Source organism: Neoroseomonas alkaliterrae, from assembly GCF_014199195.1.
GTDB classification, from domain to species: Bacteria; Pseudomonadota; Alphaproteobacteria; order Acetobacterales; family Acetobacteraceae; genus Neoroseomonas; species Neoroseomonas alkaliterrae.
Genome location: NZ_JACIJE010000001.1, coordinates 425,961 through 441,549 on the forward strand (window position 1 = coordinate 425,961; position 15,589 = coordinate 441,549).

Genomic DNA, 15,589 nt, shown 5'->3' on the forward strand with positions numbered 1-15,589 from the left:
AATCAGGCAGGCAATCTGACGAAATCGTCTGAGCGTCTGACGAGATGCGCCGCGTTCGGCGAGCTCCTCGCCTTCCGATTGGCCCTGCGGCCATGCAGCGCCCGGCCTCGGCAAGAATGGCGCCCACCCGCACACGGGCATGAGCCAGGACATGACGGCTGCCCACCCAAGCGGATCCAGGCGGCCGGGCGCTCGCCCGAAGTCGCGGCGTTCTGTCCCGCAGGCAGGCAACCCCCGCCATGGCGTGCTGGCCGCCGGACCCGTTCCGCCAACCGGCCGCCCGCTCGGCCTTCCGGCCCGTAGCAGACCCCGCGGCTTGCCGGGCGAGGGGCGGCCGGCGCTCGCCACGCGGTCCGTACCTGGCCTTTCATCCGGCCGTTCCGCAGGCCCCGCGCGTGATGCGCGCAGGCCAGGCCCCCGTTCACCGCTTGCCGGCACGATGCCCAGCCCGGTCAGCCGCGCCTTGCCCGCACCGCCTCGCGCGCCAGGCCGAGCACCGCCGCCCGCGCCACCGCCTCCGCCGGCATGCCGGTCGTCTTGATCGCGCGCTCCGCCTCCAGCAGCGCCGCGCCGGCGGCTGAGAGCGTATCCGGCCGCCACAGGCGCAGGGCCCGCTCGAAGGCGGGACGGGACTTGAAGAAGACCGGCGGGCGCAGCCCCTCGACCGCATCGCGCGCCGAGCTGCCCTTCGCCACGGCCAGCGCCGCCGCTTCCAGCCGCTGCACATGGCGCAGCGCGCCGCGCACCACCTGCACCGCCGCCGCCCCTTCGGCGAAGGCGGCATCGAGCGCGCGGTCGGCCCGCGCCGCATCCCCCTCGGTCGCCGCGAGCAGCGCCGCATCGAGGTCGAGCGCCGAGCCCTCGGCGAGCGAGGCCAGCGCATCCTCCTCCGTCACCCGCCCGCCGGCGCCGACATAGAGGGCGAGCTTCTCGCATTCGCGCCGCATCACCGCCCGGTCCTCGCCGAGGCGCTGCGCCATCCAGGCGAGCGCCGGCGGGTCCGCGGCGACGCCGAACTCGCGCAGCAGCGCCGCGATCGAGGCCTCCAGCGCCGCGCCCGTCTCGGCATAGCAGGCGATCACCGCCGCCTCGGGCCCGGCCTTCTCGAGCGCGGCGCGCAAGCCCTTGCGGCCATCGAGCGCGCCCGCCTCCAGCAGCACCACGCCCGGCCCGCCGCCGGCCAGCGCCGCCTTCGCCGCATTCGCGAGGGCATCCGTCGCGTCCCGCACCCGCACCAGCCGGCGCCCGCCCGTCAGCGCGGGCGTCGCGGCCTCGGCGGCGAGCAGCCCCGCATCCCTGGCTGCCGCCTCGCGCGGAATCTCGACCAGCCGGAAGGGATCCTCGCCGGCGACCGCCCGCGCCAGCGCATCGGCGCGTTCGCGCACGAGGCCGCCATCCTCGCCGAAGATCAGGACCACGCGCGCCGCACCCGGATCGGCGAGGAAGCCCGCGATCCGCCGCGCGTCGAGCTTCGCCACGGCTCAGCGCGCTGCCGTCGCCGCCGCTTCGAGCCGGATCGCGAGGCGCCGCACGATGTCCTCGGCGAGCTGCTCGACCAGCCGGCGCTCCGTCGCATCGCGCGCGGTGTCGGCTGCGAAGAACTGGTTCTCCGGGATGTTGTAGGCGTCGAAGGCGCGCTCGGTGCCGTTGGCGACAAGGCGCGGCGGCACATTCAGGTCGTAGAGGAACCAGTTGGCCGTCGCGGTGATCCGCACGCGGGAGGGCGTGCCGTCCCGCGCGAAGCCCTGCAATTCGACGCCATAGGCGAGGCCGACCCTGAGGTCGTAGCGCGCCGCACCGCCGTCGCGGCTGCCCAGGCGGGCTTCCAGCTCGCGCCGCAGCAACTGCCCGTTGCGTTCGGGGATGAGGCCGACCCGCACCGCATCGAGTCCCGGCGCCGCCGCGCCTTCCGGCCGCGGCCCGTGCAGCGGGCGGAAGCCGCAGCCCGGGACCAGAAGCAGCAGACCGAGCAGCGCCCGGCGCTGCCCGCTCAGCGCCTCGCGCATGGGCTCAGACGACAAGGTTCACCACCCGGCCGGGCACGTGGATCCGCTTCCTGACGGGCTTGCCGCCGAGCGCGCGCTGCACGTTCTCCTCGGCCTCGGCGGCGGCGAAGATCGCTTCCTCGGAGGCGCCGACCGGCACCTCGATGGTCGCGCGCAGCTTGCCCAGCACCTGCACGGCAAGCGTGACGCTCTCGGCCTTCAGCAGCGCGGGGTCGGGCTCGGGCCAGGGCAGTTGCGCGACCAGCAGCCCCTCGCCCGGGCGCAGCAGCGACCAGACCTCCTCGGCGAGGTGCGGCATCATCGGCGCGGAGAGGCGGGCGAGCATCTCCAGCGCCTCGCGCCGCGCGCCGCCGGGCGCGTCCTTCGCCGCCTCGATGGCATTGGCGAATTCGTAGAGCCTCGCGACCGCGACATTGAAGGCGAAGGTCTCGAGCGCCTCGGTGACGGTCGCGATGCAGCGATGCGTGGCGCGGCGCAGCGCGCGCGCTTCGGCCTCCGGCGCCGTGCCGGCGGGCGGCAGGGAGGACAGCGCGGCCTCGACCATGCGATAGACGCGCTGGGTGAAGCGATAGGCCCCGGCGACGCCGCTTTCCGTCCATTCCATGTCGCGGTCGGGCGGGTTGTCCGAGAGGATGAACCAGCGCGCCGTGTCGGCCCCGTATTTCGCGATGATGGCGCCGGGGTCCACCGTGTTGCGCTTGGACTTCGACATCGCCTCGACGCGGCCGATCGTCACCGGCTCCTCCGTGCCCTTCACGCGGGCGATGCGCGTTCCGTCGGGCGCGTTCGCGAACTCCACCTCCTCCGGATAGAGCCAGCGCCCGTCAGCACCCTTGTAGGATTCGTGCTGCACCATCCCCTGCGTGAACAGGCCGGCGAAGGGCTCCTCGACGGAGAGATGCCCCGTCGCCTTCATCGCGCGGGCGAAGAAGCGCGAATAGAGCAGGTGCAGGATCGCGTGCTCGATGCCGCCGATGTACTGGTCCACCGGCAGCCAGGCATCCACCGCCGCGCGCGTCACCGGCACATCGGCGCGCGGGGAGCAGAAGCGCGCGAAGTACCACGACGAATCCACGAAGGTGTCGCAGGTGTCCGTCTCGCGCCGCGCCGGCTTGCCGCAGGCGGGGCAGGCGACATGCTTCCAGGTGGGATGCGTGTCGAGCGGATTGCCGGGCTTCGAGAAATCCACATCCTCCGGCAGCCGCACCGGCAACTGGTCGTCGGGCACCGGCACCACGCCGCAGGCGTCGCAGTGGATGAAGGGGATCGGGCAGCCCCAGTAGCGCTGGCGGGACACGCCCCAGTCGCGCAGGCGCCAGTTCACCACGCCCGTGCCGGCACCGAGCCGCTCCAGCTCCTCGATCGCGCGGCGCTTCGCGGCGGCCACGTCGAGCCCGTCGAGGAAGCCGGAATTGAACGCCGTGCCGTCCTCGGTGAAGGCCTCGTCCCCGATGCTGAAGGTTGCGGGATCGGCCCCCTTGGGCAGCACCACCGGCGTGACGGACAGCCCGTATTTCCGCGCGAAGTCGAGGTCGCGCTGGTCATGCGCCGGGCAGCCGAAGATCGCGCCGGTGCCGTATTCCATCAGCACGAAATTCGCGATCCAGACCGGGTATTCGGCGCCGGTGAAGGGGTGACGCACGCGGATCCCGGTGTCGAAACCCTTCTTCTCCGCCTGCTCGATCGCGGCCTCGCTCGTGCCCATGCGGCGGCATTCGGAGACGAACTCCGCCGCCTTTGGATCACGCGCCGCGGCGGCGGCGGCCAGCGGATGCTCGGCGGCCACCGCGAGGAAGGACATGCCGAACAGCGTGTCCGGCCGGGTCGTGAAGACCTCGACATCGGCGATGCCGTCCACCGCTTCCGTCAGCGCGAAGCGCAGCCGCGCCCCTTCGCTGCGGCCGATCCAGTTGGACTGCATGAGCTTCACGCGCTCGGGCCAGCGGTCGAGCGTGCCCAGCGCCTCCAGCAGGTCCGGGGCGAACTTCGTGATGGCGAGGAACCACTGCGAGAGCTTCTTCTTCTCGACCAGCGCGCCGGAGCGCCAGCCGCGCCCGTCGATCACCTGCTCGTTCGCGAGCACCGTGCCGTCCACCGGATCCCAGTTCACCCAGGATTCCTTGCGCTCGACGAGGCCGGCGCGCCAGAAATCGAGGAACAGCTTCTGCTGCTGGCCGTAGTATTCCGGGTCGCAGGTCGCGAACTCCCGCGCCCATTCCAGCGACAGGCCCATGCGCTTCAGTTCCTCGCGCATGTTGGCGATGTTCGCGTAGGTCCATTGCGCCGGATGCACGCCGCGCTCGCGCGCTGCATTCTCGGCCGGCAGGCCGAAGGCATCCCAGCCCATCGGGTGCATCACCAGGTGGCCGCGCGCGCGCTTGTAGCGCGCGACCACGTCGCCCAGCGTATAGTTCCGCACATGCCCCATGTGGATCTTGCCGCTGGGGTAGGGGAACATCTCCAGCACGTAGTACTTGCGCGCGTCCGCCGGCGGCACGTCTGGCACGGAGAAGCAGCCGCGCGCCTCCCATTCCTTCTGCCAGCGCGGTTCGGCGGCGCGGAAATCGTAGCGGGGGACAGCCTTGTCCTGGGAAGCGGGAGTGTCGTTCATTGCGCGCGCGCGTCTCGTGCCATGCAGGAGCGGAAGGGAGAGCGATGCATAAGCCCCGCCGCGCCGGATTCCTAGGGTTGGCGGCAAGGCGCGCGCGCAGGCGGCCGGAAGGACGCCGGTCCGCAGCAGGGAAGCCGCCCGGGGAAGCCGGGCGGGGATCTCGTGCAGGACCGGGATGAAGGGGTGGCCGCGCCGGCTCAGCGGCTGGCGGTCTGGCTCCGCAACTCGCGGGCGCGGGCGAGCACCCGGTCCTCGAGCTCCGAGGCGGTGGCCGGCGTCACCGCCGCATCCACCCAGCCCGCGCCGCTGCGCACCTGCCGGAACACCGCGATGCGCACGCCGTCCGAGCGCAACTGGCGGCCCATGACATAGGCGGTGGCCTTGAAGCGCTCGTTGGTCGCGCCGGGCGGGGAATACCAGTCGGTGATGATGACCCCGCCGAAGGGGTCCGCCGAGGCGAGCGGCATGAAGGCGAGCGTGTCGAGCGTCGCGCGCCACAGGAAGGCGTTGACCCCGAGCCCCGCGCCGCCGCCGGCATCGGCCTGCCGGTTGCGCGAGGTGCCGACCAGGATGATGCCGTCATCCGCGCCGGTCAGGCGGCCGGGCACGAGGTCGCGCCGGGAGCCGGTGTTGTACTCGTCCCGCCCGACGTCGCGGATATTGGCCGAGGAGCAGCCGGCCAGCAGCGCGAGCGCGCCGAGGCAGCATGAGACAACCGGCAGGCGGCGGGTGGATCGAGGCATGGCACGCGTCATGAGCGGGCTTTTAGCGCCGGATCGGCCATGCTGCAAAGGCGAAGGGCGGCGGGATTGCTCCCGCCGCCCCTCTGGAGGCGCAACCGTCAGGCCTGATCAGAAGGCCATGCGGATGCCGACGGCCACCACGTTGATGGTGCGGGTGTTGCCGCCGTTGAACTGCGCGAGGGTGGTGCCCGTCGCCGCGCCGGCCACGTAGCGGCCGTCGGACGGCGCCACGCCGGGCACGTTCTTGTCGTTCACGTTGTTGTAGTAGCCGTAGAGGATCAGGCCCGGAGCGAGGTTGTAGGCCGCGCCGATGCCCCAGATGGTGTGGCGGCGATCCTCGACCTGGCGGAGCGAGGTGATCGCGCCCGCCGCGTTGCGGGTCACAGCCACGCCGTTGTCCTGGAAGGCCTGGCCGAACACGCCGCCGAACACCACCGGGCCGATCGTGTAGGTCGCGCCGAGCAGGTAGTGGTAGCTGTCGTCCAGACCCGGCGCGAGGGCGTTGCGGCCCACCGTGCCGTTGTAGGAGCCCCAGGTGAACTCGCCGCCGATCGCGAAGCCATAGGCGCGGATCGCCGCACCCGTGGTGTAGGCGACGATCTGCTGGCCGCGCAGGTTGGCCGGGATGATCGCGCCATCGGCCGTCAGCTTGGGCGAGTCGGCGCCCATCGCGCCGAAGCCGACCGCGACGCCGACCGGGCCGAAGGTGCCGCGGTAGCGGACGGCCGCCGACCACTCGTTCTCGTTCGTCGTGCGGTCGCGCTGCGTGTCGGTGCGGCGGCCCTCGCCCTGGTTCGCGCCGTAGGAGAGCGCGAAGTCGAAGCCGGCGAACTGCGGCGAGAGGTAGATCACCTTCGTCGCGTCGTTGCCGTCGTTGATGCCCGAGGTCAGGTACATGTTCGACGAGGTGGGCAGGCCCGTGTTGTTCACGAAGCGCCACCACTCGCCGTCGCCGCCGAGCGCGTTGGAGGCCGGGCCGCGAACCTGCAGCAGGCTCGCCGCGTTGTCTTCCTGGCCGAAGCGCAGCTCGCCGAGGTTCGGGAAGCGCAGGAAGCCGTAGGCCTCGTCGAGGTCCACCGTCGAGCCGGAGCCCGAGATGTTGTCCATCTGGAACTCGATCACGGCGCCGTACTGCATGCCGTTGGCGGCGCGGCCGTCAACGAACACGTGCAGCTCGAGGTCGTTGCGCATGTCGGTGCGCTGGCGGCCGGCGCGGTTGTTCGCCGCGGGCGCCACCGTGTTGCGGCTGCGGCCCTGATCCCAGTCGTCCTGGATCATGCCGTACTGGAAGTCGAAGAAGCCGCCGAGGCGGACGCTCACGCCGCCGGCGCCGGCCAGCGCGGGCGTCGGCGCCGCGGCGACCGGGGTGCTGGGCGCCGAGCCCGGAGCGAGGCTGGGCGACTGCGTGCCCGCCGGGCGCGGCGTCTGGGCGAAGGCGCCGGGCGCGATGAGCGCGGCGCCGACGACGGCCGTCGTCCCCAAGAGAATCTTTCGCATTCTAGTCCTCCTCATGGCCGGCGAGCCGGCAGTTCCCACGGCCGCCCTGCCCCCCCGGACAAGGTGCGCCGCCGCTTTCCCTCCCGCGACAGGACGGAAGGACGGCGTCGTGGCCTGGGCGGACTATGTCCCCAGCCCGCCGCGCCGGGCAACCGCGCAGGCAGGGGCTTCGCGACTTACCTGAGACACTGTGGCGTCGCCGCCACAGGCCCCGTGGCGAGGCCGCCGATCGCCGCCACCCCCGCCGCCCGCCCCGGCACCCGCCGCAGCCGCGCCGCCGCCACCCCGCCAAGCGCCGCCGCCGGCGCCCCCGCCCGCCGCGCCGCCGCCTGCCAGCGCAGCGGCCCGAGCGCCAGCGCGCCGGGATGGCTCGCGGTCGGGAACAGAGGGGAGAGGAACACGAGGTCCGGCCGCAGCCGACGCGCCCGCGCCGCCCCGCGCGCCCCGCCATGCGCGGCGAGGCTGAGCGCGGCGAAGGGCGCCCCGGCCCGCCGCGCCGCCAGGAAGGGCAGCAGCCCCGCCGCGCCGCGGCGCTCGGGCAGGTGCAGCCCGGCCCGGAGGGCGAGCGCGGCGCGCCCCTCGCCCGCCACGAGCAGCACGAGCCCCCGCCGCCGCGCCAGCGACGCGAGGGCGCGCAGCACGGAGGGGGCGGCGCCGCGCGCCACCACGCCCGCCCCGCGCGGCAGCCGCGCCGCCGCCGCCAGCGGGTCCGGCAGGCGCTGCGGGTCGGAGAAGAGCCAGAGCGCCGGCAGCGGCCGCCCGCGCCGCAAGGCGGGGCGGAAGCGGCGCGCGCGGCCGCCGGGCAGGACGATCAGGCGCGTCCGCTCACCCACGCTTCGCCTTCTGCAGCACGAGGTCGCAGAAGGCCTCCGAGATGCGGCCGATGCGCGGCAGCAGGTATTCGAAGCCCTCGCGCGCCTCGGCGAACATCGCGCGCATCGAGGGGTTGGCCTCGAAGACCAGCAGCCGGTCCCCGGGCAGAAGCGCGGCGTCTATGCCGAAGAAGTCGAGGCCGAGGCGGTCCGTCATCTCCCCCACCGCGATCAGCCGCGCGAGGCCGAAGCGCTGCTGGAAGTTGTCGAGATAGTCCTGCTCGCGCGCCTGCTCCTCCGGGTGCTGCGCCATGTAGGCGCGGGAGTTGCGGTGGTGGATGTTCCAGTCGTCCGCCGCCGCCCAGTGCTCGGGCAGCACGCGCCCGCCGATGCAGAGCAGTCGCGTCTTGCGCCACACGCCGTCGGGGTCGCGGAACTCCACGTACTCGGTGACGAAAATCTCGGTCTGCGCCGGCAGCGCGGCGAGGCCCGCCGGATCGCGCAGCAGCGTCATGCCCTGCCCGGTATGCGTGCCGGCCGGGCGCGCGATGACGGGAAAGCCGAGCCCGGCCGCCGCCATCGCCTCGCGCACCGCCGCCGCGGTGTCCGCCGCCGCCGGCACGCGCAGCACCCGCGGCACGACGAGGCCCTCGATCCCCTCGAACAGCGCGGGCGCGAGGTCGCGCGCCGCCTGCCCGATGCGGCCGGGCGGGTTGATCACCGGCAGGCCGAGCCGCGCGACCGCCCGTTCCGCCAGCGCGAGGCTGCTTCGCATCCCGTCGGGCTCGGTGATGGCGTTGTAGATGACGTCGCAGCGCGGCAGGCGGTCGAGCAGGTCGGGATCCTGTTCCAGCGCGTCCACGAAGAGCTCCACCCGCGCGAAGCGCGCCGGGTCGAGATGCTCGACCGCGTTGTTGTGCCCCTCGGGCAGTTTCACGCCGCCCGGCGCGGGCGCGAAATGCCCCTCGCCCAGGGCCTGCAGCACCAGCACCGTCGCCTCGGCCGCGCCGCGGGCGGGGATGTGGACGAAGGGGCGCAGCCGCACCGCCTCGCGCGAATCCGCCCGCGCCGCCGCGAGGTCCCCGCGCGCGGCGGCGGCCACGGCGCTCGCCATGCGCGCGCGCTCGTCGGCCGGGGCGAGTGCGACGGCCCGCGCCGCCGCCGCGCTCGCCGCCTTGTCGTCGCCGAGCCAGGCCAGCAGCAGGGCGAGGTTCGCCTGCGCCTCGGCCAGCCCCGGCTCGGCGGCGATGGCGCTGCGGAAGGCGGTGATCGCCTCCTTCAACTGGCCGCGGGCGCGCAGCACGAGGCCGAGGCTGTTCCACGCCCCCGCCGCCTTCGGCTCCTGCGCGACCACCTGGCGCAGCGCGGCCTCGGCCTCCTCGGTGCGGCCGAGGCCGAGCAGCAGATCCCCCAGCCGGTGCCGCGCCAGGACCAGGGCCGGGTTGAGCGAGAGGGCGCGGCGCAGCGCCGCCTCGGCCTCCGCCGCCTGGCCGAGCTCGGCCAGCGCCCCGCCCAGATTGGCGTGCGCCTCGGCGAAGTCGGGACGGGCGGCGATCGCCTCCCGCCAGGCGACGACGGCGCCGAGGGCATCGCCCGCCTGGCTGCGGGCATTGCCGAGGGCGAGCAGCGCGCCCGGATGGCCGGGCCGGGCGGCGAGCGAGGCCTCGAGCGCGCGCTCGGCCTCCGCGAAGGCGCCGCGGCCGGTCAGCAGGATGCCGAGATTGAGCAGCAGGACCGCGTTCTGCGGCTCGCGCGCGAGGCCGCGGCGGAAACTGGCCTCCGCCTCCTCCGCCCGCCCGGCCATCATCTGCGCGTTGCCCAGGGCGGTGATCCAGGCGAGCGGCGCATCCTCCCGCGCGGCGGCGCGGCCGAGCGGGCGCAGGGCATCGGCGACCCGGCCGAGGCGCAGCAGCGCCATGCCGCCCATGTGCTGCACGGCGGGGTCGTCCGGGGCGGCGGCCAGGGCGGCGCGGGCGGCCGTCTCGGCCTCGGCCGGGCGGCCGGCGCGGAAGGCGGCATCGACGGCGCGCAGATGGTCGGCGGGCGTGTTCACCGGGCAGGGTCCTGGGTGTGGCGTGCGGCGGGGGGTGTAGAGCAGATCGGCCGGGACGGGAATCGGCGCCGGCGCGGCGGGGCGGTTCCAGCCCCGCGCGAGGTGATCTAGGGTCCGCCGCCATGGCCGACCTGCCCGACATCGCCGCCAACCTCGCCGCCATCCGCGCCCGCATCGCCGAGGCCTGCCGCCGCGCCGGCCGCGATGCCGCCGCGGTCACGCTCGTCGCCGTCTCCAAGACCCATCCGGCCGAGGCGGTGCTGGCCGCGCTCGCCGCCGGGCAGACGGTGTTCGGGGAGAACCGCGTGCAGGAGGCGGCGGCGAAGTTCCCGCCGCTGCGCGCCGCCCATCCGGCGCTGCGCCTGCACATCATCGGCGGGCTGCAGACCAACAAGGCGCGCGATGCGGTGCGCATCGCCGACGTGATCGAGACGATCGACCGCCCGCGGCTCGCCGCGGCCGTCGCCGATGCCATGGCGAAGGAGGGCCGCCGCCCCGACTGCCTCGTGCAGGTGAACACCGGCGACGAGGCGCAGAAGAACGGCGTGCCGCGCGCCGGGGCCGATGCCTTCATCCGCGCCGCGCGGGAGGAATACGGCCTGCCCGTCACCGGCCTGATGTGCATCCCGCCGGTGGACCAGGACCCGCGCCCGCATTTCGCCTATCTGCGCGCGCTCGCCGCCGCCCACGGCCTCGGCGTGCTGTCCATGGGCATGAGCGGGGATTTCGAGGCGGCGATCGCCGAGGGCGCCACGCATGTGCGGATCGGCACCGCGATCTTCGGGCACCGCCCCGCCGCTGCTTGACGCGCCCGCCGCGGCGCGGGATGCACGGCCCGGACCCGTCCAGCCAAGGCCTTCCATGACCCGCGTCTTCTCCGGCATCCAGCCCTCGGGCGTTCCCACCCTCGGCAACTACCTCGGCGCCATCCGCAACTGGGTGCCGCTGCAGGAGACGCACGAGGCGATCTACTGCGTGGTGGACCTGCACGCGATCACGGTGTGGCAGGACCCGAAGGAACTGACGCGCCAGACGCGGGAGATGGCCGCCGCGCTGATCGCCTGCGGCCTCGATCCGCGGCGCTGCATCCTGTTCGTGCAGTCGCATGTGCGCGCCCATGCGGAGCTCGCCTGGATCTTCAACTGCGTCGCGCGCATCGGCTGGCTGAACCGCATGACGCAGTTCAAGGACAAGGCCGGAAAGGACCGCGAGGCGGCCTCCGCCGGGCTCTACGTCTATCCGAACCTGATGGCCGCCGACATCCACGCCTACCACGCGACCAAGGTGCCGGTGGGCGAGGACCAGAAGCAGCACCTCGAACTGGCCAACGACATCGCGCAGAAGTTCAACCACGACTACGGCGTGGCGTTCTTCCCCACCATCGAGCCGCTGATCCAGGGTGTCGCCGCGCGCGTGATGAGCCTGCGCGACGGGACGAAGAAGATGTCCAAGTCCGACCCGTCGGACCAGTCGCGCATCAACCTCACGGACGATGCGGATACCATCGCGCTGAAGATCCGCCGCGCCAAGACCGACCCCGAGCCGCTGCCCGACCACCTCGCGGGCCTCGAAGGCCGGCCGGAGGCGCGCAACCTCGTCGGCATCCTCGCCGCCATCAACGGCACGCTGCCCGAGAACGTGCTGCGCGAGCATGGCGGGCAGGGCTTCGGCCAGTTCAAGAACACGCTGACCGAGGCGCTGGTCGCGCATCTGACGCCCATCGCGGCGGAGATGAAGCGGCTGCTCGACGACCCCTACGCCCTCGATGCCGCGCTGCACCTGGGCGCGGAGCGCGCGCGCGCGATCGCCGAGCCGATCGTGGCGAAGGCGCGCGAGATCGTGGGCTTCCTGCCGGCGCGCTGAGGCCTCATGCCAGCGCGCGGGGTTGGTGGGGCGGCCGCGCGCGGAACCAAGCCCTGACACCCTGCGGACGAAGGATCGACCCTTGTCCGCGGGGCATCAGGCGCCACCCGGCCACCACACGCGAAACGTCGTGCCCACGCCCTCCTCGCTCTCGATCGCGAGCGTGCCGCGGTGGCGGTTGACGATGTGCTTGACGATGGCGAGGCCGAGTCCCGTCCCGCCCGCGCTGCGCGCCCGCGCCTTGTCCACGCGGTAGAAGCGTTCGGTCAGGCGCGGGATGTGCTCGCGCGGCACGCCGGGCCCGTCATCGGCCACGCTCAGCAGCACGCCCGCCCGTCCGTCGCGCCCCGGCGCGGCGGCGACGGCGAGGCGCACCTCGCCCCCCTGCCGCCCGTGGCGGATCGCGTTGTCGAGCAGGTTGCGCACCACCTGCGCCACCTGGTCGGGATCGGCCGGCGCGGCGATCGCGCGCTCCGGCGCCTCGATCGCGAGGCGCACCTGCCGCGCGGCGAGGAGCGGCGCCATGGCCTCCGCCTCGGCGCGCGCGATCAGCGCGACATCGGCGCTGCCCGAAGGCGCCTGGTGCTCGGTCATCTCGATGCGCGAGAGGCCGAGCAGATCGTCGATCAGCCGCCGCATCCGGTCCGACTGCTCGGCCATGATGCCGAGGAAGCGCTGCTGCGCCGCCGGGTCGTCCGCCGCCGGGCCGCGCAGGGTCTCGATGAAGCCGATCAGCGAGGCGAGCGGCGTGCGCAGCTCATGGCTCGCATTGGCGACGAAATCGGCGCGCATGCGCTCGACCGCGCGTTCCCGCGTGCGGTCGGAGAGGATCACGAGCAACCGTCCGCCATCGGCCAGCGGCGGGTCGAGCGGGATCGCCTGCGCCACGAGGTCGCGCAGCACCGGCACCGGCAGCACGAGGTCCGCCGAGGCCGGCGCGCCCGTGGCGAGCGCGCGGTCCAGCGCCTCGGCCAGCGCCGGGTGGCGCAGCAGGGCGGCGGCATCGGGCGGCGGCGCGCCGGCCTCCCCCGGCGTGCCGAGCATCTCGCGCCCCGCGCGGTTGGCGCGCAGCACCGCCCTCTCGGCCGAGAGCACCAGCAGCGGGTCGGGCAGCGCCTCGATGATGGCGGCATCGGCGCGGCGCAGCCGCTCCACCAGCGCGCCGCGCTCGGCGAGGCTGCGCGCGAGCCGCGCCACCCCGTCCGCGACCTCCTGGACCGAGGGCAGCAGGAAGGTGCCGGAGAGGCTCGGCGCCTCGCCCCCCGCGGCGGCGGCGCGGATGCGCGCGGCGAGCCTCGCGAGGTTGCCGAGCCAGAGCCGCGCCACCAGCGCCGCGCCGGCCAGCGTCGCGAGCAGCGCGGCGAGGCCCGGCCGCGGCGCCAGCGCGCCGTTGGCCATCAGCAGCAGCAGCGCGGTGGCCGGCGCGGCGCCGACGACGAGGCTCGCGCGCAGCCAGGCCCCCGGGCGGGGGCCCTCGCCCGGCATGGCGGTTCAGGACCCGGCGGCGCCGGGGCGCGGGGCGGCTTCGAGCATGCGCGGCTCGCCGCCCTGCTCCACGGCGAAGAGGGCGAGGCCGCGCTGCACCACGCCGTCGGGCTGCAGGCGCAGCGGGCCGTCCACGCCGTCGAACACCTCCCCGGTGTTCGGGCCGGCCTGGCCGCGCGGGGTCAGCACCACGCGCGCGGCGACGCCGGCCGCGTCATAGGCCACGCCCGCGAGGCGCGGCGGGCGCTCCCCGAAGGCGCCCTCGTAGCGGGAAACGAAGCGGGCGCGGCTGCGCGGGTCCGGCGCGGCGAAGATGGCGCCGACCAGCGCCGGTTCCTGCCCCAGCCCGGCATCCTGCGCCCAGAGCGCATGGCCGAGGATGCGCGGCGCCGGCTCGCCGAGGCCCGCCGGGCCGAGTGCGGCGGCGATCTGGCGCGCCTGCGCCCCCGTGCTGCCGAGCATCACCGCATCCACCCCGCCGCCCGCGCGGGAGGCGAGTTCCTGCGCCACCGAGGCTGCCGAGGCCCGCTGGGCATGGAGCAGCACCACCGGCTCGGGCAGGCCCCAGCCGGCGGCCTCGGCGCGCATGGCGGCGGCGAGCGCGCGGCCGAAGGCGTCATCGGGGGCGAGCAGCGCGAAGCGTTGCGCCCCGCCCGCCATCGCCGCGCCCATCGCCCGGCGCACCTGCTGCGCCGGCGTCACCCCGAGGGTCCAGACCCCCGCCCCGGCCTGCGCGGCGTCGTTGGTGAAGGCGAGGATCGGAATGCGCGCCGCCCGCGCGGGGCCGGAGGCGGCGGAGGTCTCGGCCGCGGTCAGCGGGCCGACGATCACCCGCGCGCCCTCGGCGGCGGCGCGCCGGGCCGCCTGGGCGGCGCCCGAGGCGGTGCCGCCGGTGTCCATCGGCAGGAAATCCACGCTGCGGCTGCCGCGCTCGAACAGCGCCAGTTCGGCCGCCTGCTGCATCGCCGCCCCGAGCGGCGCCTGCGCGCCCGAAAGCGGCAGCAGCAGCGCGATGCGCGAGCGCGGCGGCTCCTGCAGCGGGGCGCGCGTGACCGGCGAGGCTTGCGGCCCGCAGGCCGCAAGGCCCACAAGGGCGCCGAGGGCAAGGACGGAGAAGCGGCGTGGGAGAGGAAGGCGGGGCGGAAGCGGCACGGTCCTCGGAACCTCCCGACGACCCGGCGGCGCGGCCGGGCCTGATGCTCGTGGCGACGCCGATCGGCAATCTCGGCGACCTCTCTGCGCGGGCGCTCGCGGCGCTCCGGGACGCCGACGCCGTGCTGTGCGAGGACAGCCGCGTGACCGGCGGCCTGCTCGCGCGCCACGGCATCGCGGCGACGATGATCCCCTTGCACGATCACAACGAGGCCGCGCAAGCCCCGAGGCTGGTCGGCCGCATGAAGGCGGGGGAGCGTTTCGCGCTCGTCTCGGATGCCGGGACGCCGCTGCTCAGCGACCCCGGCTACCGCCTGGTGCGGGAGGCGATCGCCGCGGGTGTCGCGGTCTCGGCCGTGCCGGGGCCGAACGCGGCGGTGACGGCGCTGGCGCTCTCGGGCCTGCCGCCGCACCCCTTCCTGTTCCTGGGCTTCCTGCCGGCCAAGGCGGGGCCGCGCGCGGCGGAGGTGGCACGGCTGCGGGCGGTGGAACGGGCGGGCCTTTCGGCGACGCTGGTGTTCCACGAGGCGCCGCACCGGCTGGCCGAGGCGCTGGCGGCGCTGGCCGAGGGCCTGGGGGCGGACCGCCCGGCGGCGGTGGCGCGCGAACTGACCAAGCGCTTCGAGGAGGTGCGGCGCGGCAGCCTCGGCGACCTCGCCGCGCATTACGCCACGCACGAGGCGCGCGGGGAGATCTGCATCGTCGTCGGGCCCGCCATGGCGGAGGCGGCTGGCGGGGAGGAACTCGATGCCCGGCTGCGCGCGGCGCTGGCGGCGGGGCTCAGCCTGCGCGACGCGGCGGCGAGCGTGGCGGAGGCGACCGGGGCGAGCAGGCGGGAGGTGTACCGGCGGGCGCTGGACATGGGCGGGGGCCGCGCCGAACCGGAGGACTGATCGCCGCGAGCCGGTGCGCGCTGGCGGCCCGCGAACCGCCCCGGCCATCGCCCGCGGCCCTGCACCGCCGGCGCGCGAGCTCAGAACAGGCCCAGGATGTCCACCACCACGCCGCCGGCGCCGAGCAGCACGAGCGAGGTGCCGACCATCGCGTAGGCATGGCCGGGATGAACCGGCAGCTGCGCGAGCAGCCCCGGCGGGACCGCCTGGCGCGCGATGCCGGGCGGCAGCGGGCGCCCGCGCGCCAATTGCCGCATCTGCCCCGGCGGCAGCGGCCGGGGCGACCAGCCCGGATTGGCGGCCTGCCAGCCCCGCGCGATGCCCTGGGCATCGGCACCGAGGCGCGGCGGTCCGCCGGCCGGCCCCGGCCGTTGCGCCGGCCCGCCCGGCTGGGGCTGGCCGCGGCCCTGGCCGCCGCCGGCGTTGCCGCGCCCCCCGGGCGGCCCGCCGCCCTGGCCGCGTGGCCGCTCCCCA

The 15,589-nt window shown here is 75.1% G+C and carries 13 protein-coding genes; 3 read left to right on the forward strand and 10 right to left on the reverse strand.

Annotation, left to right across the window (positions count from 1 at the left end; translation table 11 throughout):
• Positions 1–452: 452 nt before the first annotated feature.
• The 7 genes from holA to FHS88_RS02060 form a co-directional block, all read right to left on the reverse strand.
• Complete coding sequence (gene holA / locus FHS88_RS02030; protein WP_184480773.1) at positions 453–1,478, reverse strand: DNA polymerase III subunit delta; 1,026 nt, start codon at positions 1,476–1,478, stop codon at positions 453–455.
• 3 nt (positions 1,479–1,481) lie between these two features.
• Positions 1,482–2,006 carry an LPS assembly lipoprotein LptE gene (lptE, locus tag FHS88_RS02035; RefSeq protein ID WP_184480775.1) on the reverse strand — a complete coding sequence of 175 codons (525 nt, stop codon included), beginning with the start codon at positions 2,004–2,006 and terminating at the stop codon, positions 1,482–1,484.
• A gap of 4 nt (positions 2,007–2,010) precedes the next feature.
• Positions 2,011–4,617 (reverse strand): leucine--tRNA ligase, encoded by a 2,607-nt coding sequence (gene leuS / locus FHS88_RS02040; RefSeq protein WP_184480777.1) that lies wholly within the window; start codon positions 4,615–4,617, stop codon positions 2,011–2,013.
• A 197-nt stretch (positions 4,618–4,814) separates the two neighbouring features.
• Positions 4,815–5,360: a DUF3576 domain-containing protein gene (locus tag FHS88_RS02045; RefSeq protein ID WP_184480779.1), complete on the reverse strand. Its 546-nt coding sequence runs from the start codon at positions 5,358–5,360 to the stop codon at positions 4,815–4,817.
• Positions 5,361–5,468: 108 nt separating this feature from the next.
• Positions 5,469–6,857, reverse strand: coding sequence for a porin (locus FHS88_RS02050; protein WP_184480781.1), 1,389 nt, complete (start codon positions 6,855–6,857; stop codon positions 5,469–5,471).
• A 176-nt stretch (positions 6,858–7,033) separates the two neighbouring features.
• Positions 7,034–7,690, reverse strand: a complete 657-nt coding sequence (locus FHS88_RS02055; RefSeq protein ID WP_338146347.1) for a thiamine phosphate synthase — start codon at positions 7,688–7,690, stop codon at positions 7,034–7,036.
• On the reverse strand, positions 7,683–9,722 hold the full coding sequence (locus FHS88_RS02060; protein WP_184480783.1) for a tetratricopeptide repeat protein: 2,040 nt from the start codon (positions 9,720–9,722) through the stop codon (positions 7,683–7,685). Before FHS88_RS02060 ends, FHS88_RS02055 begins: the two co-directional genes overlap by 8 nt.
• Positions 9,723–9,844: 122 nt before the next feature.
• Between FHS88_RS02060 and FHS88_RS02065 the strand changes: the two genes are divergently transcribed.
• Both FHS88_RS02065 and trpS read left to right on the forward strand, forming a co-directional pair.
• On the forward strand, positions 9,845–10,528 hold the full coding sequence (locus FHS88_RS02065; RefSeq protein ID WP_184480785.1) for a YggS family pyridoxal phosphate-dependent enzyme: 684 nt from the start codon (positions 9,845–9,847) through the stop codon (positions 10,526–10,528).
• 55 nt (positions 10,529–10,583) lie between these two features.
• Positions 10,584–11,585 (forward strand): tryptophan--tRNA ligase, encoded by a 1,002-nt coding sequence (gene trpS / locus FHS88_RS02070; protein WP_184480787.1) that lies wholly within the window; start codon positions 10,584–10,586, stop codon positions 11,583–11,585.
• Between the two features lie 96 nt (positions 11,586–11,681).
• On the opposite strand, the gene FHS88_RS02075 is transcribed toward trpS, so the two are convergent.
• Complete coding sequence (locus FHS88_RS02075) at positions 11,682–13,070, reverse strand: ATP-binding protein (RefSeq protein WP_184480789.1); 1,389 nt, start codon at positions 13,068–13,070, stop codon at positions 11,682–11,684.
• A 6-nt stretch (positions 13,071–13,076) separates the two neighbouring features.
• Positions 13,077–14,222, reverse strand: coding sequence for a penicillin-binding protein activator (locus tag FHS88_RS02080; RefSeq protein ID WP_184480791.1), 1,146 nt, complete (start codon positions 14,220–14,222; stop codon positions 13,077–13,079).
• A 44-nt stretch (positions 14,223–14,266) separates the two neighbouring features.
• Between FHS88_RS02080 and rsmI the strand changes: the two genes are divergently transcribed.
• Positions 14,267–15,115: a 16S rRNA (cytidine(1402)-2'-O)-methyltransferase gene (gene rsmI / locus FHS88_RS02085; protein WP_184481316.1), complete on the forward strand. Its 849-nt coding sequence runs from the start codon at positions 14,267–14,269 to the stop codon at positions 15,113–15,115.
• A gap of 80 nt (positions 15,116–15,195) precedes the next feature.
• Here rsmI and FHS88_RS02090 read toward each other — a convergent pair whose 3' ends face one another.
• Positions 15,196–15,363, reverse strand: coding sequence for a hypothetical protein (locus FHS88_RS02090; RefSeq protein WP_184480793.1), 168 nt, complete (start codon positions 15,361–15,363; stop codon positions 15,196–15,198).
• Between the last annotated feature and the right edge of the window lie 226 nt (positions 15,364–15,589).